General features: G+C 63.7%; 19 protein-coding genes. 8 read left to right on the plus strand and 11 right to left on the minus strand.

Annotation, left to right across the window (positions count from 1 at the left end):
• The first annotated feature begins 115 nt into the window (after nt 1-115).
• From AAF358_06325 to AAF358_06335, 3 genes are all read left to right on the plus strand, one after another.
• On the plus strand, nt 116-1,060 hold the full coding sequence (locus tag AAF358_06325) for a GGDEF domain-containing protein (GenBank protein MEM7705150.1): 945 nt from the start codon (nt 116-118) through the stop codon (nt 1,058-1,060).
• A gap of 94 nt (nt 1,061-1,154) precedes the next feature.
• Entirely contained in the window at nt 1,155-3,473 is a 2,319-nt protein-coding gene (locus AAF358_06330; GenBank protein MEM7705151.1) for a M28 family peptidase, read from the plus strand.
• 38 nt (nt 3,474-3,511) lie between these two features.
• Entirely contained in the window at nt 3,512-4,048 is a 537-nt protein-coding gene (locus tag AAF358_06335) for a tellurite resistance TerB family protein (protein ID MEM7705152.1), read from the plus strand.
• A 23-nt stretch (nt 4,049-4,071) separates the two neighbouring features.
• Here the strand turns inward: AAF358_06335 and AAF358_06340 are convergent, their stop codons facing one another.
• Nucleotides 4,072-5,184 carry an alanine--glyoxylate aminotransferase family protein gene (locus tag AAF358_06340; protein ID MEM7705153.1) on the minus strand — a complete coding sequence of 371 codons (1,113 nt, stop codon included), beginning with the start codon at nt 5,182-5,184 and terminating at the stop codon, nt 4,072-4,074.
• An 83-nt stretch (nt 5,185-5,267) separates the two neighbouring features.
• Nucleotides 5,268-6,053, minus strand: coding sequence for a sulfite exporter TauE/SafE family protein (locus AAF358_06345; protein MEM7705154.1), 786 nt, complete (start codon nt 6,051-6,053; stop codon nt 5,268-5,270).
• A 153-nt stretch (nt 6,054-6,206) separates the two neighbouring features.
• On the opposite strand from AAF358_06345, the gene AAF358_06350 reads away from it, so the two are divergent.
• Nucleotides 6,207-6,791, plus strand: a complete 585-nt coding sequence (locus AAF358_06350; GenBank protein MEM7705155.1) for a DUF998 domain-containing protein — start codon at nt 6,207-6,209, stop codon at nt 6,789-6,791.
• A gap of 13 nt (nt 6,792-6,804) precedes the next feature.
• Nucleotides 6,805-7,332 (plus strand): DUF5946 family protein, encoded by a 528-nt coding sequence (locus tag AAF358_06355; protein MEM7705156.1) that lies wholly within the window; start codon nt 6,805-6,807, stop codon nt 7,330-7,332.
• Here AAF358_06355 and AAF358_06360 read toward each other — a convergent pair.
• The 8 genes from AAF358_06360 to AAF358_06395 form a co-directional block, all read right to left on the minus strand.
• Nucleotides 7,329-8,939, minus strand: coding sequence for a hypothetical protein (locus AAF358_06360; protein MEM7705157.1), 1,611 nt, complete (start codon nt 8,937-8,939; stop codon nt 7,329-7,331). The genes AAF358_06355 and AAF358_06360 overlap by 4 nt on opposite strands.
• A gap of 2,200 nt (nt 8,940-11,139) precedes the next feature.
• Nucleotides 11,140-12,357, minus strand: coding sequence for a BatA domain-containing protein (locus tag AAF358_06365; GenBank protein ID MEM7705158.1), 1,218 nt, complete (start codon nt 12,355-12,357; stop codon nt 11,140-11,142).
• Nucleotides 12,354-13,283 (minus strand): DUF58 domain-containing protein, encoded by a 930-nt coding sequence (locus tag AAF358_06370; GenBank protein ID MEM7705159.1) that lies wholly within the window; start codon nt 13,281-13,283, stop codon nt 12,354-12,356. The genes AAF358_06365 and AAF358_06370 overlap by 4 nt, the downstream gene beginning before the upstream one ends.
• A 19-nt stretch (nt 13,284-13,302) precedes the next feature.
• Nucleotides 13,303-14,313 carry a MoxR family ATPase gene (locus tag AAF358_06375; GenBank protein ID MEM7705160.1) on the minus strand — a complete coding sequence of 337 codons (1,011 nt, stop codon included), beginning with the start codon at nt 14,311-14,313 and terminating at the stop codon, nt 13,303-13,305.
• Entirely contained in the window at nt 14,310-14,963 is a 654-nt protein-coding gene (locus tag AAF358_06380; GenBank protein MEM7705161.1) for a DUF4159 domain-containing protein, read from the minus strand. The genes AAF358_06375 and AAF358_06380 overlap by 4 nt, the downstream gene beginning before the upstream one ends.
• 308 nt (nt 14,964-15,271) lie before the next feature.
• Nucleotides 15,272-16,588 (minus strand): TldD/PmbA family protein, encoded by a 1,317-nt coding sequence (locus AAF358_06385; GenBank protein ID MEM7705162.1) that lies wholly within the window; start codon nt 16,586-16,588, stop codon nt 15,272-15,274.
• Nucleotides 16,589-16,603: 15 nt separating this feature from the next.
• Nucleotides 16,604-18,229: a TldD/PmbA family protein gene (locus AAF358_06390; GenBank protein ID MEM7705163.1), complete on the minus strand. Its 1,626-nt coding sequence runs from the start codon at nt 18,227-18,229 to the stop codon at nt 16,604-16,606.
• A gap of 137 nt (nt 18,230-18,366) precedes the next feature.
• The gene (locus AAF358_06395) at nt 18,367-19,986 is read right to left on the minus strand and encodes a TldD/PmbA family protein (GenBank protein MEM7705164.1); all 1,620 of its coding nucleotides are present in this window, start codon (nt 19,984-19,986) and stop codon (nt 18,367-18,369) included.
• A gap of 129 nt (nt 19,987-20,115) precedes the next feature.
• Between AAF358_06395 and nhaA the strand changes: the two genes are divergently transcribed.
• The 3 genes from nhaA to AAF358_06410 all read left to right on the plus strand — a co-directional run bounded on the left by nhaA (nt 20,116) and on the right by AAF358_06410 (nt 23,180).
• Nucleotides 20,116-21,297: a Na+/H+ antiporter NhaA gene (gene nhaA / locus AAF358_06400; protein ID MEM7705165.1), complete on the plus strand. Its 1,182-nt coding sequence runs from the start codon at nt 20,116-20,118 to the stop codon at nt 21,295-21,297.
• Complete coding sequence (locus tag AAF358_06405; GenBank protein MEM7705166.1) at nt 21,294-21,662, plus strand: hypothetical protein; 369 nt, start codon at nt 21,294-21,296, stop codon at nt 21,660-21,662. Before nhaA ends, AAF358_06405 begins: the two co-directional genes overlap by 4 nt.
• Before the next feature lie 72 nt (nt 21,663-21,734).
• Nucleotides 21,735-23,180: a M48 family metalloprotease gene (locus AAF358_06410; protein ID MEM7705167.1), complete on the plus strand. Its 1,446-nt coding sequence runs from the start codon at nt 21,735-21,737 to the stop codon at nt 23,178-23,180.
• An 18-nt stretch (nt 23,181-23,198) separates the two neighbouring features.
• Here AAF358_06410 and AAF358_06415 read toward each other — a convergent pair whose 3' ends face one another.
• Nucleotides 23,199-24,716 carry an FMN-binding glutamate synthase family protein gene (locus tag AAF358_06415; protein ID MEM7705168.1) on the minus strand — a complete coding sequence of 506 codons (1,518 nt, stop codon included), beginning with the start codon at nt 24,714-24,716 and terminating at the stop codon, nt 23,199-23,201.
• Nucleotides 24,717-24,746 lie beyond the last annotated feature (30 nt).

The following is a 24,746-nucleotide window of genomic DNA, read 5'->3' on the forward strand; positions in this document are numbered from 1 at the left end:
GGGCGATAGTCACCATTGCAAACGATGTTAAAACAAAGCCAATTAGCCGGCGCAGTCACAATATCGGGTGGCGTCGCCCATAAAATGACGCCCCATTGGGATGGAGGAGATGGGTTTGAACCAACCCCGAATTGACAGCGCGGTTGTCATGACTTGCGTCGTGGTGGTTGGCCTCGGCGTCTGGGGTCGCTTCTCGGCGTCCGCGGGTCAGCCTGTGACGAGCGTCGACTGGCCCGACGTGGTTGGCGGCGGCTTCCTGCTGGCGCTCGCAGCCTGTTCCCTGATCGCCCTGCTTCGATTGCGCGCCAGTCAGACGACCTACTGGCTGATCTTCAGCGGCGTGACGCTGCTGTGCGCAGGATTGCTGGAGGACGTGCTCGACGAGTTTCGCGATGGCGCCATGGTCTTGGGATCATGGCCGGAGAACGTTGCGCTTATGATCGGCGCGGTGCTCACCGGCCTTGGGCTACTCCGCTGGAGCCGGCAGGCCCGCGCGAACAGCAGCGAATATCAGGAGCAGGCCCTCACCGACCCGCTCACCGGGCTGGGCAACCGACGCAGCATGGAGCAGGCCTTGGGTAACGCGCTGTCGATGTCGCTGGCCTCCAATTCGGCGCTATCGCTGCTGACCCTCGACCTTGACCACTTCAAGAAGGTCAACGACATCCACGGGCACGACTGCGGCGACGCAGTGCTGAAGACCTTTGCCGGCGTCATGCGGCAGGCGTGTCGTTCCTCCGATCTGATCTTCCGCTCGGGCGGAGAAGAGTTTTTGATTGTGCTGCTGGGCGCTGACCTGAATCATGCGCGCGAGCGAGGTGAGAACATCCGCCGACGCCTGTCGGATCTCTACTTTTCCGGTGCGGGCGATCAGAAGTTTTCCGTCACGACCAGTATCGGTCTCACGTGGCTCGGAGCGCTGGACGACGTCGCCAGCCTTCGGCGCCGCGCTGATCAGGCGCTTTATCTCGCCAAGCGCAGCGGGCGAGACCGGATCGAGTTGATAGGTCCCGACGAGGCCCACCGGCTCCCTATGGCCACCGCCAGCAGCGTGAGCTAACGTATCCTTTCAATCGTTTTGCCCGCCTCGGGCAGGCTACGGAGAAGGAAACGCCGCCATCAAGCAATCCCATACCCTGCCTTTCTGGCTTCTTTTGATTGTTGCCGTCTTTGCCGTCTGGGACGCCAGGCGCGGCGCTGATCCGCTCGACCTTGACCTCAAGACGCTGCAGGCCGACGTGGCGTCGATCGCCGCTGAACCTCACCCGCTTGGCTCCGAGCCCGCCCGTCGGGTTCGTTCACTGCTTGAGCAGCAGCTCAGAGACCTGGGCTTTGAGGTTTCCGTGCAGCGGACGCGAGTCGACTACCTGCACCCCAGCCGCACCTCCGCCAGTCCGCGAGTGGCGTGGGTAGAAAACGTGGTGGCCGAACTTCCCAGCACCACCCCCGACGAGGAGTCCGGCACCTTTCTGCTGATGAGTCACTACGATTCGGTCTGGCAGGGCCCCGGCGCGGGTGACGCGGCATCCGGCGTGGCCGCCCAGCTGGCCGGCGCCCGCGAGGCGGCGTCACAGCCCAATCGGCGAAATCGCTTACTGGTAGTCATCACCGACGGCGAGGAGATGGGTCTGTTCGGCGCCCAGGGTTTTTTCCGCCAGCACCCGCTCGCTGCGGAAGTCGACCTCGTTGTCAACTTCGAGGCGCGCGGCAACGCCGGGCCGCCGCAGATGTTTCAGACCAGTAGCGGGAACAGCGGCCTGATCGAGATGCTGGGCGACGTGCTGGGATCCCCGCTGGCTAACTCCATCAGCTTTGAGGTCTACAAGCGGATGCCCAACGATACGGATATGACGATCTCCCTCGGTGAGGGGATTCCGGGCATCAACTTCGCCTTTATCGACGGTTATCCCAATTACCACGCGGCCACAGACAACTCCACCAATCTCTCTCCTCGTTCGCTGGCCCAGCAGGCCGGCAACGCAGTGGCGTTGACCCGCCACTTGATCAACGCCGATCTCGCGCTGGCGCGCACCGACAACGACAAAACCTACTTTAATTTGTCCAGCTGGGTGTTCGTCCAATACTCACTGCTCACGGTTTGGCTGCTGGCGGGCCTGGCGACGGCAGCGGTACTCGTCGGCCTGAGGCTGGTCCTGGCTCGCCGCCTGCTCAGCGGCCGGTCGCTAGCGGTAGCGCTGGCGGCGCTGCTGGCCGTGCTCATGAATGTCAGCAATCTGTTCGAGAGCCTCAGCGATCTGTGGTTCGCCGGCGGCTGGCGCGATGCCGACTTCTGGCGCAATTTTCACCTCTACGAGCTGAATTTTCTGGGCGCCGCCCTGCTCACCATCGGCGGCACGCTGTGGCTGGGGCGCCGACTTAGCTATTCGGTCCCCTGGGTTTGGGTTGGAGCGTTTCTGGCCGTCCAGCTTGGCATCGGGTTCTTCGCGGACCGGTTGGTGCCGGTGGCGATCACCGTGCTGGCGACGCTGGCGCTGCTCTACCCGGCCCGTCGAGGCTTACCCACGCTTGCCTGGCTGGCACTGTCCGCAATGCTGTGGACCGTGCTGGGCATCGTTGCGCTCCTGACCTTGCCCCATGCGAGCTATCCGGCTGCCCTGCTCGCTCTGCCCGGCGGACTGCTGCTGATGTCGGCACGATCCGCGGAGGGCGGTGACCGGCTCAACGCCTGGCTGGCATTGGCGTGGATTCCGGCGCTGCTGCTGATGCCCGCCATGGTCCACGCGGTGTACCTTGGCCTCGGCATCTTTTTGCCGCAGCTGCCGCTGGCCCTCCTGGTGCTGCTGCTGGCCGCCACCCTCCTGCCTATCGCGCCCGCCCGAAGCCCGCTGTCCAGCGCGCTGCTTGCCGCTGGTGTGGCCGTTCTGGTCACCGCACAATTTCAGTTCCGCTTTTCCGCCACGCAGCCACGGCCAAGCGAGCTGTTTGCGCTCACCGACGTGGCTACCGGGACGAGCTGGTGGGGCAGCCGGGATCCCGATCCGCCCGACTTCGTCGGCGCGCCGATGGCCAAGGCGGAGCAGCTGCCCCTGGCTGAACTGGTGCCCAACAGCCGCGGGAGCTGGTGGCGAGGGGCGGAGATCAGCGGCATCGATGCGTTCGGTCCGGCGTTCACCCAAACGACAGAAGCTGGCGCTGGAGCTGCGCTAACGCTGACGGCGAGCGAGACCGCGGCGCGAGCCGCCCTCTACTTCGATCCACCGGAGGCGCTGGCAGTACTGCATGTTGATGGGCGCGCGGTGAGCGGCACCAAGCCAACCAACCTGAGGCTCTACGGCGTACCTGCCGGCGCCACCATCGACATCGAGCGACAACCTGGGAGTGAACTCACCGTACACTGGCAGATGGCCAAGCCCGGCCTGCCTAACGTGGCTCCTCCCCGACCAAGCGACAACATGCCGACCCCAGGAACCTGGTCCGACACGCGAATATGGTCGGGTAAAGCGACGTTTTAGCGCTTGAAAACCTCGACAGCTGCGGGAAAAATAGCCCGATGCATATAATCATTGGTTTGCTCGGGAGTCTGGTCACGCTCGCCTGGTTGCTTTACCGGCTCGCCGATATGGGTGTTGATCTTGGGGGACTGAACCCCTGGCTCTGGCGTCGACGGCGCGATTGGAAAAAGCGCTATGAAGCCAACCCCATCTACGCCGTCGAGAAGCCGATGGACGCCACGGCGCTGGTCATGGCGGCCGTTGCGAAAGCTGACGGGGAGATCAGCGCTGAGGAGAAGCAAAAGCTGCTGGATCTCTTCCAGACAGACTTCCATTTGGCGCCGAAAGACGCCGCTGCGCTGCTGCGATCGAGCACTTTTCTGCTGGGCAGCGGCGAGGAGGTCATCGCCAACCTCCAGCAGGTGCTGGAGCCGAGCCTGCCCGCCTTTTCCCCCGAACAGGCGGGCTCAGCCTTCGAGATGATTAACGAAATCTACGAGCTCGCACCGGCTCCGGGCAGCGATCGCGAGGCGCTTCGCGATCAGGCCAGATCCATCCTGCTGCCGCCCCCGACGGACAGCGGAACCTGGGGTTAGCGGTGGTTTAGGCGGGGCGGACACTAACCCGCTCCCATCACCTCAAGCAGCGCGTCCACCAGATAGTCCGCGCGTTCAGGCGTGGCGTTTTCCCCCATCAGGCCAATCCGCCAGGCTTTGCCGGCAAACTTGCCGAGGCCGCCGCCCAGCTCGATGTTGCGCTTGCTGAGCAGCGTGCCGCGAACGCCGGCATCGTCGGCGTCCGACGGAATTTTCACCAGCGTCAGCGGCGGCAGGCGGTGCTCTGCGGCCACGAGCGGCTCCAGGCCGGCAGCCTCCAGCCGCTCGTACAGATGAACGGCCGCGCTGAGGTGCCGCGCCCACCGCTTCTCCAGCGTCTCTGCTTCGACCAAACGCAGCGCCTCTGCGATGGCAAACAGGGAGTTGACCGGCGCCGTGTGGTGATAGGCCCGGGTTTTTTCGCCGGTCTCGTAGTAGCTCATGAGCAGGCTAATATCGCAGAACCAGCTTTGCACCGGGTGGGTGCGGCGACGGATTCGCTCGACCGCGGCGGCGCTGAAGGTGATGGGTGAGAGGCCGGGCACGCACGATAGACACTTCTGGCTGCCGGAGTAGGCGACGTCGATGCCCCAGCCGTCGACCCTTAGCTCGACGCCCGACAGCGAGGTGACACAATCCGCCACCGTCAGGCAGCCATGCTGGCGGGCAAGCGCAGCGATGGTGCGCGCGTCGGAGCGAACCCCGGTGCTGGTTTCGGCATGCACAAACGCCACCACCCCCGCTTCGGGGTGGTTTTTGAGCGCCTGCTCGAGCTGGTCCGGATCAACCGGCGTTCCCCATTCGTTTTCCACCGTGACCACGGTTGCACCGGCCCGGGTGGCAATCTCTTTCATCCGTCCGCCGAACACACCGTTGATGCAGATGATGATCGTGTCTCCGGGCTCAAGCAGGTTCACCAGGCTGGTTTCCATGCCGATAGAACCCGGCGCAGACAGAACAAACGTCAGAGGATTGTCGGTCTGGTAGGCATGGCGCAGCCGCTGACTAACCCGATCCATCAGCTCGAGAAACTCAGGATCCAGATGCCCGATGGTCGGGGCTGAGAGCGCGCTGAGGATGCTCGCGGGGACGTTGGTGGGACCGGGGCCAAATAGTTCGCGACGGGTGGCACTCATAATGATTCCTGCAGACTCCTTGTTTACGCCAGCGCCGCACTGTAGCCCAGCGCTACCCGCTCCGCTAGAGCCGCGCGGACGGGTCAGCCTGCGGCCAGGAGCTGGAGACCGCCGTCATAAAGGAGTCGCACTCCGACCAGCACCAGCAACCCGTAGCAGATGTGATAGAACCAGCGTTCCGACAGCAGCCGCTGAAGCCTGATGCCCAGCCAGAGGCCAAGCAGGCCGGCCGGCACCAGCGCCCCGGCGGCAGCGACGTTGCCCGGCGCCAGCTGGCCCAGCAAACCGTACGGGATCAGCTTGGTGGCGTTGATCAACGCAAACAAAATCACCGTGGTCGCGACAAACTGCTGTCGAGGCAGCCCCTTGGGCAGCAGGTACATGGTGACAGGCGGCGAGCCGGCGTGGGCCAGCGTGCTGGTATACCCACTCGCAAGGCCCGCAGCGACGCCCACCACCGAGCCCCCGCTGCGCCCGGCTAGATCCAGCGGTCGCCATTGGCGGTAGTAATGATAAGCCGAGAAGGCCAGCGCAACGGCACCGACAAGCAGGCGAATCGCGTCCGCGCTAACCAGCCCGAAGGTTAAGCCGCCGGCAGCGATGCCCAGCACGGCGCCGCCGCCGAGCAGCCGGAAGCTCGGCCAGTCCCAATGTCCCCAGAAGGCGCGGATGCCTGCCGCGTCCAGCACCAACAGCATGGGCAGCAGAATGCCGGCCGCCTGCACCGGGGACATCACGAGCGACATCAGCGGGACCGCAACGATGCCGAGCCCACCGCCAAAGCCGCCTTTGGAGATACCAAAGAGCAGCGCCGCGGGAATGCTCACCACCCAGAAAGCGGGATCGTTCAGTGTGATTGGATTTGTCATAGCGGGCAGCGGTGCGACCATAGCACGGCCCAGGCGCCCTTGGCGGTGCTGCCTCAGCAGCCCGTCGACAAGCGACGGCTGGCTTAAGAACACTTTGCGCTGTCGCCCCACCGGAGTACGATTCACCTTTCTCACCGGAAAGCCTCGATCCCTATGTGGCTGCGATTGGCTCTGGTCGCCACCCTGGCGACACCCGTACTGCATACCGTGGTGCTGCTCAATAGCCGCCTCGACGCGGTTCGTGATCCAATCAGCGCACTGAGCTCACAGCCCTGGGGCACGCTGCACACGCTTGGGCTGCTGCTGTTTGGCCTGGCCCATCTGGCGCTTACGCTGGCGCTGGGCGGGCAGGACCGCGGCCGCCTTTGGCCATACGGGCGGGCCTTGCTGGCGATCAGTGGCGTAGCGCTTTTTGCGGTTGCCTATTACTTCGCCAGCGCCACGGCGGACGTACTCGCAGGGCCGGACGCCAACGATCCTTTGTGGATCGTCGCGAGCCTGATTGGCCTCGCTATGGGTGCACTCCAGCCGGGTCTTGCCCGCCGGTCCAGGGAACTTGGCCTGTTCACGGTCGCGTGCCTTGGCATCTGGCTCTGGCTGGTACTGCTCGCCTACTTTGTGACGCCCGGATGGCTCGGACTGTATGAGCGAATGGTTGGCGCGGTCTATGTCGCCTGGATCGCAGGGGTCGCCGCTGGACTCATAATACTCAGGCGCAGCGAAGCGCAGCAGGCCTGATCAGGCAGTAAAGATGATGCGCGCCGAAAGCTCCGTTGCCACCGCGCCGTGCCCCTGGTGTGGCGCCCAGGTGCCCGATATCGAAGGACCGATCCACCGCTATATGATCTCGTCCCCCGGCTGCTGGGCCACCTTTGGCACGGTGCTGGAACGTGAGTACGCCAACCCAACCTACGCGAGGCTGCATCGGCTGACCGTCGACGCCTACGCCGTCCAGCATCCCGGCGAGAGCGCCACCGAACCTTTGCCGGCGGCGATTCGATCCGTGTGCCTCCACCTGATCAGCCTGCATGCGGTCCTGGAACGGCGCGTGGAACCCGCTGTCGCTACCGCGCTGCTGTCCAAAGCCAGCCAGCACCGCGACTGGTTTCACTGGCTTGAACCGCCGGCTTCGGTCGGCGAGGTGACGGTCGCTGACGTGGCGCTGGCATCCTCCGCTGAGGCGCACGAGGAAGCGGTTACCCGCTGGGCCGGGTCAGCCTGGACCGCCTGGCAAAATCACCACGCCACCGTTGCAACCTGGGTCAGCAAACTGCTTTAGGTGCGAAATTTCTGCTCCAGCCAGAGCAAGCCAGCGCTAAGAACGAACGTCAACCACAACACTCCGAGCGGTATCCAGGGCGCTCGGCCGGCGCCCGGATTCCCAGCTGCGCCCCGCAGCGCCACGGCCAGTTTGGTTTGTTCCTGCAGCAGCTGGGCTCGATACGCCGACCAGTTGTCATCCGAGAAAGCAAACTGGCGAAGCCCGTCGAGATCGTTCCAACCGGCGTTCTGTAGCGCTCCAGCCCGACAGCGGCTGGCGTCACAGCGAGCCACTCGCTCCCCGACACGCATCACGGGCAGCGGCGACGTTATCCACTCCTCGGCCGGCAGCGGCCGAGCGGCCGTGGACACCACCTCTCGCCAGAGCGACGCGTAGGCCGTTTCCTGACCTCGCGTGTTCAGCGAGTAGCTGTTTCGCAAAAGGGATACCACCACCGAGCCCGCGCCGAGTGATCGCGACAGCACCAGGGGCGATGCGTCGGTCGCGGAAACGATCGCCCGCCCACCAGCTCCGGTGACCGCCACCCGCTCCAGCTCTGCCGCGCCCCCCTCGAACGACAGGCGCGTTGCACCGCCGTCGGCAGCCTCGAGGGCAAACGTATCCAGCAGCGGACTGGTAGCTAGGCTCAGCAGCCGATCGTCACCCAGCACCAGCAGACCCATGCCGCCGACCACCGCTCGCGCCAGCCGGGCGCCCTCGACGGCCCCGAGCCCCGCAAGCCAGGCACTGTCAACCACCATCAGATCCAGCGCGTCGGGTTCGCGCTGCCAGGCGTCGAGCGCCGGCGATTCCCCGCTGGTTAGCGTTCTGCGGACGCGCGCGCCAACCTGGGCCTCGAGCCTCAGACCCGGCGTCGAGCGCGCCAGCCATCGCTGCAAATCTCGCGCCTCGAAGCTCAGATTCTCCAGCGCCAGCAGCACCCGAGGACCGGCGGGCTCTTCGATCAGCACCGGCAGAGGTTCACGCAGCACCGTGCCCCCGGTGCTGTCGCGAAGCGCCAGGTGCAGCACCATCGACCCGCTTGTCGGCGGCAACATCGACAGGCTGAAGCGCCCGTCTCTACCGATGGACGTCCGCTGGATCTCAACGTCTCCGGGCGCCAGCAGCACCGCTTCCCTCGCTTGCAGGAGCCGGTGCGCGCGGGCGGAGACCGTCAGCGGCTGACCGAGGATCAGACGCTGCGGCCAGTCGACATCCAGCAGACCTGCCGGCAGCGTCGCCGGGTTGAAAGACAGGCTGGCGTCGGTTCCGCGCCACTGTTCCAGCGGCAGCCCGTGGCCTCGCACCTCGATAAGGTCCGCCCGGGGCACTTCCTTCAGCAGCGGATAAAGGTCGAGGCCGGAGAGCCTGACCACCCCGGTACCCTCAACCGCTGAACTTCCGGGCGTCAGAAGCACGACCGGCCGCGCGACGTTGTCGACGCGCTGGGGCTGGACCAGCAGGAGCCAAAGGCTTACTGCACCAAGCCACTGGACAACCAATACCAGCCAACGTCGAGCGCTATTGAGGGGCTGCCGGATAAGCTGCCAGCTGAGCGCCGCCGCAGGCACCGCCAGCAGCAGCGCGCTGATAGTGGCCCAGGCCGGCGCCACCAGCAGACTCATCGGGTGTCGGAGCCGGCCGCCGCAGCGGCGTCTGGCTCGACGGCGAGCGGCGCAAAATACGACTCGGCGAAACGACCCTGCGGACCACTGCGGCGCACATTGGCCGGGGGATCTACCGAGCCGAGGGTCCGCCAAACGACAGCCTGGAGCTGTCGAAGACAGTCGGCACAAGGCCCAACCCCAAGCGTTGCTGCCGCGAGTCGCACCGTAGTTCGATCCGCGTCGTCGATCGCCTGCGTTTGCAGCCAGGCCAACTCATCCGGTGAGGGCTGGGCCGCGGCCAGAGCCGTGAGCAGCTCACTGAGGCGTAGCCGACTACGAGTCAACTTGTCATCCTCGCGCCATGCCGAGCGTGAATCGGCGCTTTCGTCCGGATCGCCGGTCAGTCGTTTACCCTCGTCCAGCGCTGGCGGTTCAAAGCCGGCGCGCCGCACGTAGATTCGGTTGGCCTGCTGGACCTGCTTCAGCAGCGTCAGCGCCTGGTACTGGTAGGGCAATGCCTGAACCGGGCGTGACAAGTGGAGATTTAGCTCCGACTGCCACATCTCCGCCAGCGCCGCTTTGAGCGTTTCGCGCGTCTTTTCGTCGAACAGCGTGGCCTGCTCAGCTGAATCATGGGCGTGCACAAAATCCGCCATGAAGCCCGGCAGCCCGCCGATGGTTGTGCCCCCGTCGGCGGCACCTGTTGCCGTCGGATCACCGCCATGATTGTGACCTGGTCCACCATGCGGGCCCTGGGCATGCGCCAGATGCTCAGCAAAACTCTCGCCGGCGTGGCTGTCATCGAGCTCGAGGTCAGCTGCTGACGGCAGGCCGATCTCGCTCTCGTACTCTTCGCCGAGATACTGTCCGTAGCGGATGCGCAGCGTTTTCTGATCGCGCGCCAGCGAGCGCGAGCGACCGATTCCCTCACCGACGCTGATCCGGCTGCGGTCGGCCACGAGCTTCTCGGTGTCGATGATGATCTGACGCTGGCTACGGAAATACTCGGGCAAGATATCAACCGCCAGCCCCTGGAGCGCCAGGGTGCGACGACCGCGTTGTGCCAGCCATCGCAGCATCAGCACGGGCGTCTGCGCCGAATTGGCTTCGGGTTCGCGGTTATCGGTGACCCGCGCGCGGAAGTAGAGCTCATCACCGGGTTCCATGCCCAGCGCCTCCAGGTCCCAGGCGCGCTGGAAGCGGACCGCCGCGCGCATGCCCGTCGGGACCGGCACGGCCGCTTCGTCGTCAAAAGCGAGCTCAATATCGCGAAACTTCACGCCCTCCCCGTCACCCTTGGCGACCGTCGCCAGGATCACCACGTCACCCAGGCCAAAGTCGTCACTGACTTCGACGACAAAAGTGGGTTGGTCGCCGACCGGATCGCGAACCTCTTGCGGGCTGAACTCCGGGATCTGGACACTAACGGAGGGCGGCTGATCCCGCTGAACCTGGATGAGTGCCGGCTCCGTGCTGAACTCCTGGCCGGCGGCTTGCCAGCTAACGGTATAGACGCGAGTGCTGCTGATCCGCTGGTCCACCGCAAAGCGACCGGGACCAAGGGCGGTGGCCCGGACGTCCGGCGCGTCGTCAAACGACAGCCAAGCCAGATCGACAACGCCTGCAAACGCCAGCTCCCACCGTAGGCGCGAGCCCTCAACCACCGTCGCTGCCGCAGTGGACAGCCGTTGTGCTTCCTGTCCGGTATAGGCCGGCGGGCTGACCTCAAGTGCCAAACCTGTGAGGTGTGCACCGCCGAGTCCATCCCGCGGCGTGCTCAGCATGCCGAGCTTTGGCGCCAGCAGGACGGCCAGGGCCAGCGCCAGCAGCTTCAGCAGGCTGCGGCGCGCGCCTCGCGGCAGCTGGCCAGGAATCTGCTGCCGCTCCAGCGCCAGGACAACACGCCTGGCCTGCCGTGCCGCTAGCGGATTTGCCGTCGCCTGGTCTCCGACGAGCAGCTGCGCGCTGTCTTCCAGCACGGGCCAGCGGCGGTTGAGGTGGCGGGCCAGGGTCTTCCCCTGCAGCCGGTGCCACCAGTGCTCGGTCCAGGCCGCCAGGGATGCACCCAGCAACAGCAGGACGCTAAGTCGAGCCCAGCCAGGCCAGGCGCTGCTGACGGCGGCCCCCGCCGCCAGCATGACCGCACCGCTCCCGAAAGCGATCAGCAGCAAGCGGCGCTGCATACGCTGCTGGAGTTTGAGAAGGGCCGGATCGAGCTTCACGTCACCGCAGCCGGGGTGTTCTGAGTCGTCGCTTCGCCGCCGCCCTTCGGCGTCGCGCTGATCGATGTCGGTGAGGCCCGCAGCGCCAGCGCGCGTTCTAGCAGCCAGCTCACCAGCACCAACGCTGCCAGCCAAGAGCTGGGTGCGGGATTCTCAGCCAGCTCAAGCGGCTGCGGGAGCTGGCGCGCGAGGACCAGCCACTCGTTGAGCAGATCGACAAAAGCCGCGCTGCTGACCAGGGCGTTGGTGTCGGGATGGAACCGGCCGGCAAAGGTGAGCCCCGGCACCTGACCCGCGTTGCTGAGCACCAGCAGCGGCTCGCCGCCATCATCGCGCAGCACCGGCTCACCCGCCGGGAGGTTAGCGGCGCGCTGCACCGTAAAACGCTGCTCACCCACCGTCAGCTCCGACCGGTCGCCAGTGTCACCGGCGTCAGTCAGAAAGAAGCGATGCGCCACGTCCACCTCGCTCGGGTCAACGCCGAGCAACACCAGCGCGTCTACCACCACCGAGTCAGGTCCGCTGTCAGCGGCGTTCGTCAGCTCCCGCCAGCGAACCAGGTCAGCGCTCGCCAGCGCGGTGAGCGCAGCGCGGACGTAACGGGCATCTTCCGAACGTTCGGAGCCCACCAGCAGCCCCACCTCAAGCGGCGGGAGTGCGCCGTCAGCGACGGTGTGCAGCGTGACGCCGGGCGGCAACGGCTCAGCAAGCCAGCTGCGATCCAGAGAATCGGCCACCGTCACAACCTGGGTTCGCTCAGGCCAGGTGTCCGCCAGCGAACGGAGCATCTGATCGACCGGGCCTTCGTAGACCGCGGGCTGGTCAAGGTCGGGGAAGCCCGTCGCGAGCTGGCGCGGCGCCTCGGCGCCGGCGGCCGCCAGCTCACGGGCTTTGGCGCGGGCGGCTTCCGGATATCGCTGGAGAGCCAGCGGCGAGACCAACACCGGACCCGCGGTGGCGGCCGGCACCGCCGGGCGCCAGCTGGGGCCCGCCAGCCATAGGACCAGCAGCGTGAGCAGCAGCCAGCGCAGCGCTAGCAGCCAGGGTTGCCTGAGCGAGATGCTCCGCACCCGTCGGGCTCGGCTGGGTGCCGTGAAACGCAGCGCCGGAAAGGTCATCGGCTGGCCGCTCGACGCATTGAGCAGGTGAATCACCAGCGGCACCACCAGGGCCGTCAGCCCCCAAAGCCAGCCAGGGTTTTGCCAGCTGATCATGGCTGATCCGTCAGGTAACGCCGGAGTCGACCGTCCAGCGGTTCATCGACGTTGAATCGCTCAAAGTTGACGCCCCGACCCAGCAGCGTGCGCCGCAGCTCGTCGAAATAAGACTGCCGCGACGCTCGATACGCCGCGCGTGTTTGCGCTGGATCGGTGAATCGCTCAACGCCGGACTCCGGATCTCGCAGGCGGACAACCCCCCGGTAGGGAAGCGTCCGCTCCGCCTCGGTCTCCAGGCACACCGCCCGCACGTCGCGCCCGCCGTTCGCCAGCCGGCCGAGCAGGTCGCTGAGCTCGCCGTGATGCTGGTAAAAATCGGACAGCACAATTATCAGCGCACCTTCCGAGGCGTCGCTGAAGCCCTGCGGCAGCCGGAGCTCAGTGGGGTTACCGTCGATCGACGACACGTCGCCCAAGCTCCCAGCGCAGCGTAGATCGCGCATCGCGCCCAGCACCCGATACCACTGCAGTCGACCAGCGCTGGCCGGCACGCGAAGACGACAGTCGGACGCCAGCGTGATCAGGCCAAGCTCGTCCCCCTGCTGCTGAGCGAGGTAGCCCAGTGCGGCGGCCAGTCGACAGGCGTAAGCAAACTTATTCAGGGCGCCGCCAGGTGAAGCAAAGTCCATGCTGGCGGAGGTGTCCAGCAGGAGCCAGAGACGCTGGTCGGTCTCCAGCTCCGACTCGCGTACGCTCAAACGTTCGGATCGGGCATACAGCCGCCAGTCAACGCTCCGGCTGGAGTCGCCCGGCTGCCAGGCGCGGTATTGGGCAAACTCAAAGCCCGGTCCGTGACGCTGCCCCAGGTGACGGCCGAACAGATAGCCGGTTGCCAGCATACGCCCCGCCAGCTCCAGGTCGTCGATGGCCGCGAGCGTGGCGGGATTGATGACCTCCTCACGACGGGCGGCTGCGCTGCTCATGGGAAGAGCCGGGGCGGCTTCAGTCCAGCGGGCTGGCCGGCCGGGGCTCACCTCGAACCACGGCGTCAACCAGATCGTCGGCAGTAACGCCATCAGCCTGCGCATGGAAGTTCGGCAGCAGCCGGTGGCGTAGTACCGGGCCCGCGTTGGCCCGCAGATCCGCTTCGGTGACCGCAAAGCGACCGTCCAGGAGCGCGGTGGCTTTGGCCGTCAGCACCAGCGCCTGCCCCGCCCGCGGGCCAGCGCCCCAGCGTAGATACTGATCCACCTCGGCGATCTTGCTCTGGCCAGGGCGCGTCGCGCGCACCAGCCTGGCTGCATAGTCGACCAGCGTCTCGCTGATCACCACGTCGCGGGCCAGCGACTGTAGTGTCAGGACCTGCTCGGCATTGAGCAGCGCCTGAGGTTTGCCTTCCCGATTGCCGGTGGTGGCATTGAGAATGGCCAGCTCTTCTTCGTGGCTCGGATAGGCCACGTTCAGCAGGAGCAGGAACCGGTCCAGCTGCGCCTCCGGTAGCGGGTAGGTCCCGGCCTGCTCCAGCGGGTTTTGGGTTGCCAATACAAAAAACGGTGCGGGCAGCAGGCGGGTTTCTCCAGCGTAGCTCACGGAACGCTCGGACATCGCCTCGAGCAATGCCGCCTGCGTCTTGGGGGGCGTACGGTTGATTTCGTCCGCCAGCAACACCTGGGTGAAAACCGGTCCTGGCTGGTACTCAAAGCTCGCGCTGCCGTCCTCGCCGCGGCGCAAAATCTCCGTGCCGATGAGGTCGGCTGGCATCAGATCGGGCGTAAACTGAATCCGGGTAAAGCTCAGATCCAGACAGCGCGCCAGCGTCTGAACCATCAGCGTCTTGGCGAGTCCAGGAACCCCTTCCAGCAGGCAGTGGCCACCTGCCAGGAGCGCAACCTGCAGCTGCCGAACCACCTCCTGCTGACCCACGATAACTTTCGCCATCTCGTGGCCGACACCGGCCAGCGAATTAAGCAGGTCATCAACCTGATCGTGTTGGGGGCTGTGGGTCGTTTTCATGAGGAAATGGCGTAGACGACGATGTTGACCCCGAAGCGGGTATTGTCGCGGGCCATAAAGCGCTTGTTGCGCAAATCGTAGTCCCACTCACAACCGTAATCCTTGTTGCTGTAAAGCACGCCAACGCGGCCGTCGATGATGATGGCCTTGAGGTAGTCGTGCACCAGGTCATCACCCCAGCCGTTTAGCTCGAGCGAGGTCGTCGGCGGTCCGTCGAACTGAAAAAAGCAGGTGTAGATATCGTGGTCGTTGGGGATCTTGACGAGCGCATCGTCACCAAAAATGTCCGCCATCTGACGCTCGAAGCTGACGGCAAACAGGCCGTCGATATCGTGGTTACAGTCGTCGGCAAAAACAAAGCCGCCGCCGCGAACGTAGGTTTCAAAGTTTCGCTTTTCTTCGGGCGTAAACTGCACGAGTCGGTGGCCGGCCATGTAGCAGAACGGCGCGCTGAGCATCGACGGGTCGGCCAGCGGAATCACATACTCGTTGGGGTCAACGCGAAGGTTCGTGTACTCGATCAGGCTATTCAGAAGGTTTGACGGCATCCGCTCGTCCACATCCCAATTGCCCGATTCGTACATCAGCCGGGTGAATCGAAAGTCGTAGGCTCGCTCAGCGAGAGCGGGAACGGCGGTTGCTGCCGCCATTCCCGATAGCACCTGACAAAACTGCCGGCGCCTAGTATCCACTTAGTGTCCTGTCCCGCTAAGTTGTTGCATTTCAGAGCCCCCTTGGGGCCAAGAACAAGGCGCATCGCGCCGCCAATGGCCGTAGCCCTTGGCAAGCGATGCAACGCGGTTATTGGCGCCAAGGGGGCTCCCTTTGGGCGCGCACCACAAGGCCTGGGGCGGCGTTGCGAACCTTGGCCAGGGAACCACCCTGGCCGGCGGCTCACGCCTTGCCCCAGGGCCTTGTGGACACGCGCTGAAACGCAACGAATTAGCGGGACAGGACACTAAACGGCGTCAGACAACGAGGTGAACGTGAAGTCGCGCACCACCATCGGCGGCACCATGTTGCCGTTGATCCGTACCGGCTTGCCGAGCTTCTCGATGTTGTTGAGCATGATCACCGGGCTTTCGTTGAAGCGCAGGTTTTTGACCGGATACTGGATTTCGCCGTTTTCGACAAAAAAAGTTCCGTCGCGGGTCAGGCCCGTGTAGAGCTGCGTTTGTGGATCCACCGAGCGAATGTACCAGGTCCGCGTAACCAAAATTCCGCGGCGCACGCCCTTGATCAGATCAGCCGTGCTCTCGCTGCCGCCGACCATAATCCAACCGTTGGGATTGGCGATCGCCTCGTATTCCTTTTGCTCAGCCCAGTAGCGCGAGCACGGCAGCTGCTGCACCACCCCATCTTTGATCCAGGTGCGTTTGGTATGCGCCTGACCGTCACCCGACCAGGGTGAATACGGGTTGTCGGCGTTTTGCGGATCTGAGTAAACCGTCACACGCTCATCGAATAGCTTCTCGCCGATTTTGGTTTCTCCCCCTTCCTTGGACAGGAAACTGCGGCCTTCGTCAGCGAGGCGGCGGCTCATGGAGCCCGCCATGTTGTTGATCAGCCTGACGCTGGCGGCGGGCTCGAGGATCACGGTGTACTTGCCGGGCTCGATCGCCTTGGCTTCGCGGGAGCGCACGGCCTTATCCATCGCCACCTTGGACGCGTCAGCCGTGTTCAGCAGGCGTACGTCGTTGAAGTCACGGGACGCCCAGCCTGAGCCGGTACCGTCAGCGGTACGGATGGTGGTGGAGAAATCGATACCGGTCGACGGATAAAAGGCAAACAGCCCTTTGCTGTTAGCCATCGCCGAAAAGCTGGCGTAGTCGTTGATGAAACCGGCCGCGGTCAGCTCGGCTTTGCGGCTCGGGATGATCGAGTCCGCGGCGGCCTGCGCGCGATATTCCGCCGTGATCTTGGCCGTTGCGTCGACAAAGCCATTGCCTTCGAGGTAGTCCTGCTGGCCGAGCCGCGGCATGTACTCCTCGCTCTCCGGGGACAAACGCGCTAGTTCCTCGGAGGTCCGCACGGCCCGCTCGAGCGACTTGTCGTCAAACTGGTTGATGGTGGCGACCCCCGATTTCTTGCCGAACGCCGACTGCACCACCATCGTCACGTCTTCAGTGACGCCCGAGGTGGTGACCGTGTTGAGGGCGTAGCGCACGTTGCCCGTGACGGCCCCCGAGAGATTCACTTCGCACTCCTCAGCCTTAGAGAAGCCCAGAACCTTGTCCATCAGGCCTTTGGCCTGCTTGCTGTCCATAATGGTCATGATGCGTCTCCCGATTTAGATCTTGCGCGATGAGTTGATGACGTTGATGTCGTTAAAGCGGGTGGTGGCACTGCCGTGCGACACCGCGCTCACCTGGCTGGGTTCCCCTTTGCCGTCGAAGAACGAACCGCCAAGCCGGTAGTCGCGTTCATCGCAGATCGCCACGCACGAGTTCCAGAACTCGTTGGTCGTGGACTGGTAGGTCACATCTTCGAGCATGCCCGCAATTTCACCGTCTTTGATTTCGTAGAACAGCTGACCGCCGAACTGAAAGTTGTAGCGCTGCTGGTCGATTGAGAACGACCCCGAGCCGACAATATAAATGCCTTTTTCGACGTCTTTGATCATCTCTTCGGGCGTCAACGGCTCTTTGCCCGGCTCCAGCGACACGTTGGGCATGCGCTGGAACTGCACCGTTGACCAGTTATCCGCATAGCAGCAGCCGTGCGACTGATTCTGGTCGATCATGTGCACCTGATCGCGGATCGCCTGGTAGTTGACCAGCGTACCGTCTCGCACCAGGTCCCATTCGCCGGTCGGCACGCCTTCGTCGTCGTAGGCGACGTGGCCGAGCGACCCCACCTGGGTCTTGTCTGCGACCAGATTCACGACTTCAGAGCCATACTTGAAGTCGCCGGCACGCCACTTGTCGATGGTGGCAAAGCTGGTGCCAGCGTAGTTGGCCTCGTAGCCGAGCACGCGGTCGAGCTCCAGCGGATGGCCCACCGATTCATGAATGGTGAGCCACATGTGGCTGGGTTCCAGCACGAGATCGTACTTGCCGGGTTCAACCGACTTGGCCTTGTGCTTCTCACGCGCCTGCTCGGCAGCGAGCCGCGCGTCTTCGACCATGTCGTAGGACTTGTCGTACAGAGTGGTCACGCTCTTGATCTTGTCTTCCTCGCGGCCTTCGAGGTATTCCCAGCCGCGTCCTACCGGGGAGCTCAGCCCCTGCCGGGACTTGAACTTCCCGGTGGACTTATCGATCGCGGTAGCAAAGAAGGGCGCCCAAAGCCGATGAACGTCCTGGTCGATGTAAGACCCGTCGGTCGAGGCGAAGTACTTTTGCTCGTTGACCAGAAAAAGAATCGAGTTGATGAAATCGGCGCCCGCGCCCAAAGCCGCGGCGTTCACGGACAGCAGCATGTCCACCTTTTCGGCAATCGGCACTTCCATGGCGTTCTTTTTGATCGGCGTTTTCCAGCTCACCTCGCCGACACCCTTGACCGGCGCCAGCACCACCGGCTTGTCCTGAAATTTCGAGTTGGCCTTGGCCGTTGCCACCGCCTTGGCGGCCGCCCGGTTGACGCTATCGGGGTCTAGCCCGGACGTGGCGGCGAAGCCCCAGGTGCCGTTGCTGATCACCCGAACGCCGACGCCCAGCGACTCGGTGTTGACGATGTTCTGGACCTTGTTTTCACGGGTCACAACAAACTGGTTGAGGTATCGACCGACGCGCACGTCAGCGTAGCTCGCTCCCGCGGTCGTCGCCGTGTTGAGCGCCGCCTCCGCGAGCGATTTTTTCACCTCGAGTTCCAGCGGCAGCACCAGCTGTTCCGCCGCAATCACGTTGCCGGTGATCGGCAGCGCCAGGGTGCCCATACCGACACCGGTGACCTTCAAAAAATCTCGTCTTTCCATTGGGAATGCCCCTCAAATCTGTTTGTGCGGCCCGCTAGTGTGGTGCGGAACGCCTATGGATCGGGATATTGCCGGTCGCGTCCGGCGGCGGTCAGTGTCGAAAGTCCCGACACCGAGTGCCGGGCCCACCCGTATCGTTATATTTTTCGGGCGGAATTAATCACCTTGATATCGTTAAAGCGGGTGGTTGAGCAGCCGTGGGAAACCGCGCTCACCTGGCTTGGCTCCCCCTTTCCGTCAAAGAACGTACCGCCGAGGCGGTAGTCGCTAGCGTCGCAGCTCGCGACACAAGCATTCCAAAACTCAGTGCTCGTTGACTGATAGGTAACATCTTCCAGCATGCCCGTGATTTTCCCGTCAACAATCTCGTAAAAGAGCTGGCCGCCAAACTGCATGTTATAGCGCTGCTGATCGATCGAGTACGAACCGCGACCGACAATATAGATGCCTTTCTCGACCTCTTTGATCATGTCGTCCGGCGTCAACGGCGCTTTGCCCGGTTCCAGTGACACGTTGGGCATCCGTTGAAACTGCACGCTCGACCAGCTGTCCGCGTAGCTACAGCCGTGCGACTGGTCCTGATCGAGCATGTGAACCTGATCCCGGGTCGCCTGATAGTTCACCAGAATGCCGTCCCGGACCAGATCCCACTCGCGAGCTGCGACACCCTCATCATCAAACGCAACCCGACCCAGCGAATTCACCTGCTGCTTGTCGGCGACGAGATTGACCTGGTCCGAGCCATAGCGAAAATCACCCTGGCGCCATTTGTCGAGGGTGGCAAAGCTGGTGCCCGCGTAGTTGGCTTCGTAGCCAAGCACCCGGTCGAGCTCCAGCGGATGTCCCACCGACTCGTGAATGGTCAGCATCAGGTGCGTGGGATCGAGTACCAGGTCATAGCTACCCGGCTCCACGGACTTGGCCGTGAGCTTCTCCTTGGCCTGCCGGCCCGCCTGCCGGGCATCCTCGATCAGGTCGTAGGCACAGCGGTACCGTGGCGTGACGCCGTCGATGCGCTCGGCCGGATCGGGCTCCAGGTACTCAAAGCCCATGCCCATCGGAACGCCGATGGCCTGGCGCGATCGAAAGCGGCCGGTGCTCTTTTCCACCGCCGTGGCCGTAAACGGCGCCCAGATGCGATGGATGTCCTGGTCAGCATAGGTGCCGTCAGTAGACGCAAAATACTTCTGCTCGTTCACCTGGAACAGGCTGGAGCTGATGAAGCTGGCGCCGGCACCCAGCGCCGCCGCGTTGGCCTCCAGCAGGAGTTCCGCCTTGTCTTTGATGGGAATCTCAAAGGCGTTCCGCTTGATCGGTGTCCCCCAGGTCACCTCGCCCGCCCCCTTGACCGGCGCTAGCTGCACCGGCCGCGACTGTACCTTCGAGTTCGCCACCGCCAGCGCTACCGCCTGACGGGCAGCAGCAGCCACCGAGTCGGCGTCCAGCTTGGAGGTTGCCGCAAAACCCCAGGTGCCTTTGGCGATGACCCGGACGCCGATACCGCTCGACTCAGTGTTGACGATGTTTTGAATCCGCGACTCGCGGGTAAAAAGGTACTGGTTCAGGTATCGGCCGATTCGCGCATCTGCGTAGCTGGCCCCAGCGGCCTTGGCCGACTCCAGCGCCACGTCGGCCAGCGTTCGCTTGGTCTCAAGGGCCAGCGGCAGGCTGGCCGCTTCCTCCGCCGTGGTGCTCAAGGGCACGCTCATGCTGGTTAGACCCAGGCCGGTGACTTTCAGGAAAGATCTTCGTTGCATCGGCGGGCTCCAGCGTGACAGGCCGCGCATGCTAGCAAATTTCCTGGCAAGTCGTTCCAGGGGCTAACAAATCGGGACAATTTTTTGGACAATACGCGCCTTAACTCACGCCTATCGAGCACAAGCCCCATGCCGTTAAACCTGATGCGCGAATTCATCAAGCTGGAATCGGCCAGCGGGATCATCCTGATCGGTTCAGCCCTCGCCGCGCTAGTGGTGGCAAACAGCCCACTGTCGAGCACCTATGACCTGCTGCTCAGCACCAAACTGGCGATCAGCATCGGCACCTTTGCCATCGACAAACCGCTGCTACTGTGGGTCAACGACGGCCTGATGGCCATGTTCTTTCTGCTTGTCGGCCTGGAGGTCAAGCGCGAAATCCTCGTGGGACAGCTTTCCAGTCCGGCGCAGGTGGCGCTGCCGCTGGCGGGCGCTGTCGGGGGGCTGGCGGTGCCAGCAGGGATCTACGCCTGGATCAACTGGGACAATGCTGACGCACTGGCCGGCTGGGCTATCCCAGCGGCAACCGACATCGCTTTTGCCCTGGGGATTCTCGCGCTGCTAGGCAATCGGGTGCCCAACGCCCTCAAGCTGATGCTGCTCGCGATCGCCATCTTTGACGATCTCGGAGCCATCATCATCATCGCGATGTTCTACTCCAACAACATCTCGGTTATGGCACTCGGGCTGGCGGCGATCGGACTGGTCATCCTCGCCGTAATGAACTTCCGCAACGTCTCCGGCATCACTTCTTACCTGTTCGTCGGGCTGCTGGTCTGGGTCTGCGTCCTCAAATCGGGCGTCCACGCCACGTTGGCCGGCGTCGCGGTGGCAATGTTTATTCCCATGAAGCTCCCGGATACCGACCATTCACCGCTCGAGACGCTGGAGCACGACCTGCACCCGCTGATCGCCTACGCCGTGGTGCCCATCTTCGCGTTTTTTAATGCGGGGGTGTCACTGGGCGGCCTTTCGCTGGATGCCCTCGGGCACCCCATCACGCTGGGCATTATGCTCGGCCTGATTATCGGCAAACAGCTTGGCGTGATGTCGCTGATCGGTCTCCTGGTCGCCACCGGGATCGCCAAGCTCCCCGAAGGACTGCGGTGGCCGCAGATCTACGGCATGTCGATTCTGTGCGGCGTCGGCTTTACCATGAGCCTGTTTATTGCCTCGCTGGCGTTTCAGGAAACCGGTGCCGAAAACTTTGTCTATGACCGGCTGGGGATCCTGATGGGATCCGGCCTGGCCGCGGTCCTTGGCTATGTCGTGCTGCGCATCGTCAGCAAGCCCGGTAGCGAACCGGGTTGATCCGGGCCTACTACCTGCTGACGCCCTTGTTCATGCTGCTGGACTGGGTACTGGACCTGAATCTCCGCGTCGCTGGCCTGGCCGACCCAGGCCATCGGATTCTGTATTACTGTTTTCTCGTGGGCTGCACCGTGCTGCTGTGGAAGGTGCCTCAAACCAGCCAGCTGGTGGCGCTGGCCGAGTCCAGCGTCAATTTTTTTCTCTTGATCGCGGGCGTGATGCTGCCGATTCTGGGTCACGCCTACTTGCTGGACGACCCCAGCTACGGGTTTTCCGGCTGGCCTCAGCTGATCAATTTCCTTGTGACCGGCACTATTTTGACCCTCGTGATCCGCCAAACGGCGCGGAAGGCGCCGGATCGCTAAGCCTCGCCCCTGAAACCAATCGCTGCTTCGAGTGGTCTATCATGAGTAGACATCGGAACTTGAGGCATCGCCGTGGCAAAAACCTTCGCTAGATTCATCCCCCTGCTGCTCCTGGGCCTGGTGGCCAACGGGCCGGTTCAGGCGCTGATGAGCATCGAAGAAGAGGCCGAGCTAGGCGCGGAGCTGCACCTGCGGATGATGGCTCAGGTCACCACCTACCCCGACCCTCAGCTCCAGGAATATGTGGACGAGATCGGGCAGGAAATTGCCCGAAACAGCGACATGCCGGACATCCAGTACACCTTTACGGTGCTGGACGACGAGCTGGTGAATGCGTTTGCGCTGCCGGGAGGCTACATCTACATCACCCGCGGCATGCTGGCCCACCTCAACAGTGAAGCAGAACTCGCGGCAGTACTGGGCCATGAAATCGGCCACGTTACTGCGCGCCACAGTCTGAAGCGGCAAAGCAAACAGAAAATGTGGGGGGCGCTGGCGGCGCTGTCCGCAATTGCCACACGCAGCAACATCGGCGGCGAGGCCGCCAATATTGTCGGCGACGTCATGGTGACCGGCTACGGCCGTGACCAGGAGCTGGAGGCCGATGCGCTCGGCGCCAAGTTTATGGCCAAAACGGGCTACTCAACCGAGGCGATCAGCGACACCGTGGCGCTCCTGAAAACACGGGAACAGTTTGAATTCGAGCGCGCGCGGATCGAAAAGCGTGATCCTCGAGTCCCTCACGGCACCAACCGAACCCACCCGGACAACGACGAGCGGTTTCGCGAAGCGCTGATTGCCGCGCAGAAGTTTCGGCCGGCAGAGATCCGGGCGGACGAGCAGCAGCGTTTTCTGGACATGATCGACGGCATGGCGTTTGGCCCTAGCAGGACGCCAGGGACGGTTCGCCGCAACTACTTCTACAACGGCAAGTACGCGATCAAGATGAAGTTTCCCGAGGATTGGCGCGTCGGCGGTAAGTCTTCCCAGATCCAGGCCCTGTCGGAGACCAACGACGCCGCGCTGCAGGTTGACGTGGTCGTGCCGGGTCGCAAGATGACCGCGTCTGACGTGATCAAAAAGAAGTATCGCGTCGAGAAGCTCGTCGACGGCAAAGACATCACGATCGCGGGCATGCGGGCCCATATCGCAACCATTTCCCGGTATTCCGGTGGGCCGTTCGGCAACCGGCCAGCTCGGGTTGCGGCGATCCTGGACAACCGCTTCCGGCGCGCCTACGTGTTTATCGGGACCGGCAAGCGAGACCTCAGCCGTATCGCCTCCGACGCTGAGTTCATTTCGACCATTTTCAGCTTCGATCGAATGGATCCAACCGACATCTCGCTGGCGGAAGCACCGAAGCTGAAAATTGTGCGCGTCGAGCAGGGAACCACCTACAACCTACTTGCTCGTGAATCGGCAATTTCCACCTATCCCGAGCAGAATTTACGCCTGATCAACGGCGCCTATCCGCGCGGCGAACCGCAGCCCGGCGAGCTGATCAAAACCGTCGACTGATTTCAGCCAGCTTTCGGGCTAGGCGGCCCGACCGGGGAAGGTCACCCTTGGCGGCACGTCCGGATGCAGCTCGTTGAGCGGGATCGAGAGGCCGTTGTCGCTCACCACCCGAGCATGTTTACGGGCCAGGCGACGCGGCTCGCTGACGCCGCAGCTGTGCGCGATGATCGTCACTTCCTTGACCATGTTTTTGGCATAGTTCGCCACGCGCCGAGATTTTTCTTTCGGCACCAGACCCCGCTGCAGCGTCTTGTCGTGGGTTGTTATTCCGGTCGGACAGGTGTTTTTGTTGCACTGCAGCGCCTGGATACAGCCGAGCGCAAACATGAAGCCCCGCGCGCTGGTCACCACGTCAGCGCCCGCGCACAGTGCCCAGGCCACCTCCGCTGGCGTCACCCGTTTGCCGGAGGCAATCACCCGGACCCGCCGGGTCAGGCTGTACTCGTTGAGCTTGTCAACGAGCATCGGCAGCGCCTCGCGCAGCGGCAGCCCCATTTCATCCATCAGCGGCTGTGGCGCGGCACCGGTGCCGCCGTCGCCGCTGTCCACGGTAATAAAATCGGGCGCGGCCTCGATGCCGCGCGAGTGGATTTCTTGCGCGAGCTCGTCCAGCCAGCTGGCGCTCGACAGCACCACCTTGATCCCCACCGGTTTCCCGGTCACTCGCCGGATCCGGTTCAGCACGTCGAGCAGTTGCTCGCAGCTGCTGATGTCGCGATGCCGATTGGGGCTGACCGAGGCCTCGCCTTCCGGAATGCCGCGGATCTTGGCAATTTCCGGCGTGACCTTGGCCGCTGGCAGGATGCCTCCCTTACCGGGCTTGGCGCCCTGCGCAAGCTTGAGCTCAAACATCTTGACCCGCTCGTGGGCCGCGACCTCAGCCAGGCGCTCATCGCACAGCTCGCCGTCCTCGTTCCGCACGCCGTATTTGGCGGTGCCGATCTGATAGATGATGTCGCAACCACCCTGGAGGTGGGCCGGCGCCAGCCCCCCTTCCCCGGTGTTGAGCCAGATTCCCGCTTTGGCGGCGCCAAAGGACAGGGCCTGGACCGCCGGCTTTGAGAGCGCCCCATAGCTCATGCCGGAGATATTAAAAAACGCCGTCGTGCGAAAGCTGTGCTGACAATCCGGCCCAAACAGGATTGGGGTTGCCTCAGGCTTTTCGCTTTCCAGCGGCGGGAACGGGCAGTTGGCGAAGATCACCGTGCCCTCCGGCCGCAGGTCTTTGGTTGAACCGAAGGCGGCGGTGTTGTTCACGTCCTTGGCGGCGCGGTAAGCCCAGGAACGCTGAGCCCGGTTAAAGGGCATCTCCTCGCGATCCATGGCGAAAAAGTATTGCCGAAAGAACTCCCCGAGGTGCTCAAACAGGAACCGAAACCGCCCGATCACCGGGTAGTTCCGCTTCACGGTGCTTTCCGTCTGGAACTTGTCGATGAAAAACAGCGCAACCAGCACCAGGAAACCCACCCCCAGCACGAGGATAAACAGGCCGGTCAGGATCTCCAGGGTGGTCAGCACCCAGCCGGGAATATTCATCGCTTGCCTCCAGCGTACCGCACGTCAACC

It is taken from the genome of Pseudomonadota bacterium (assembly GCA_039033415.1).
Lineage (GTDB): Bacteria > Pseudomonadota > Gammaproteobacteria > Xanthomonadales > SZUA-38 > JANQOZ01.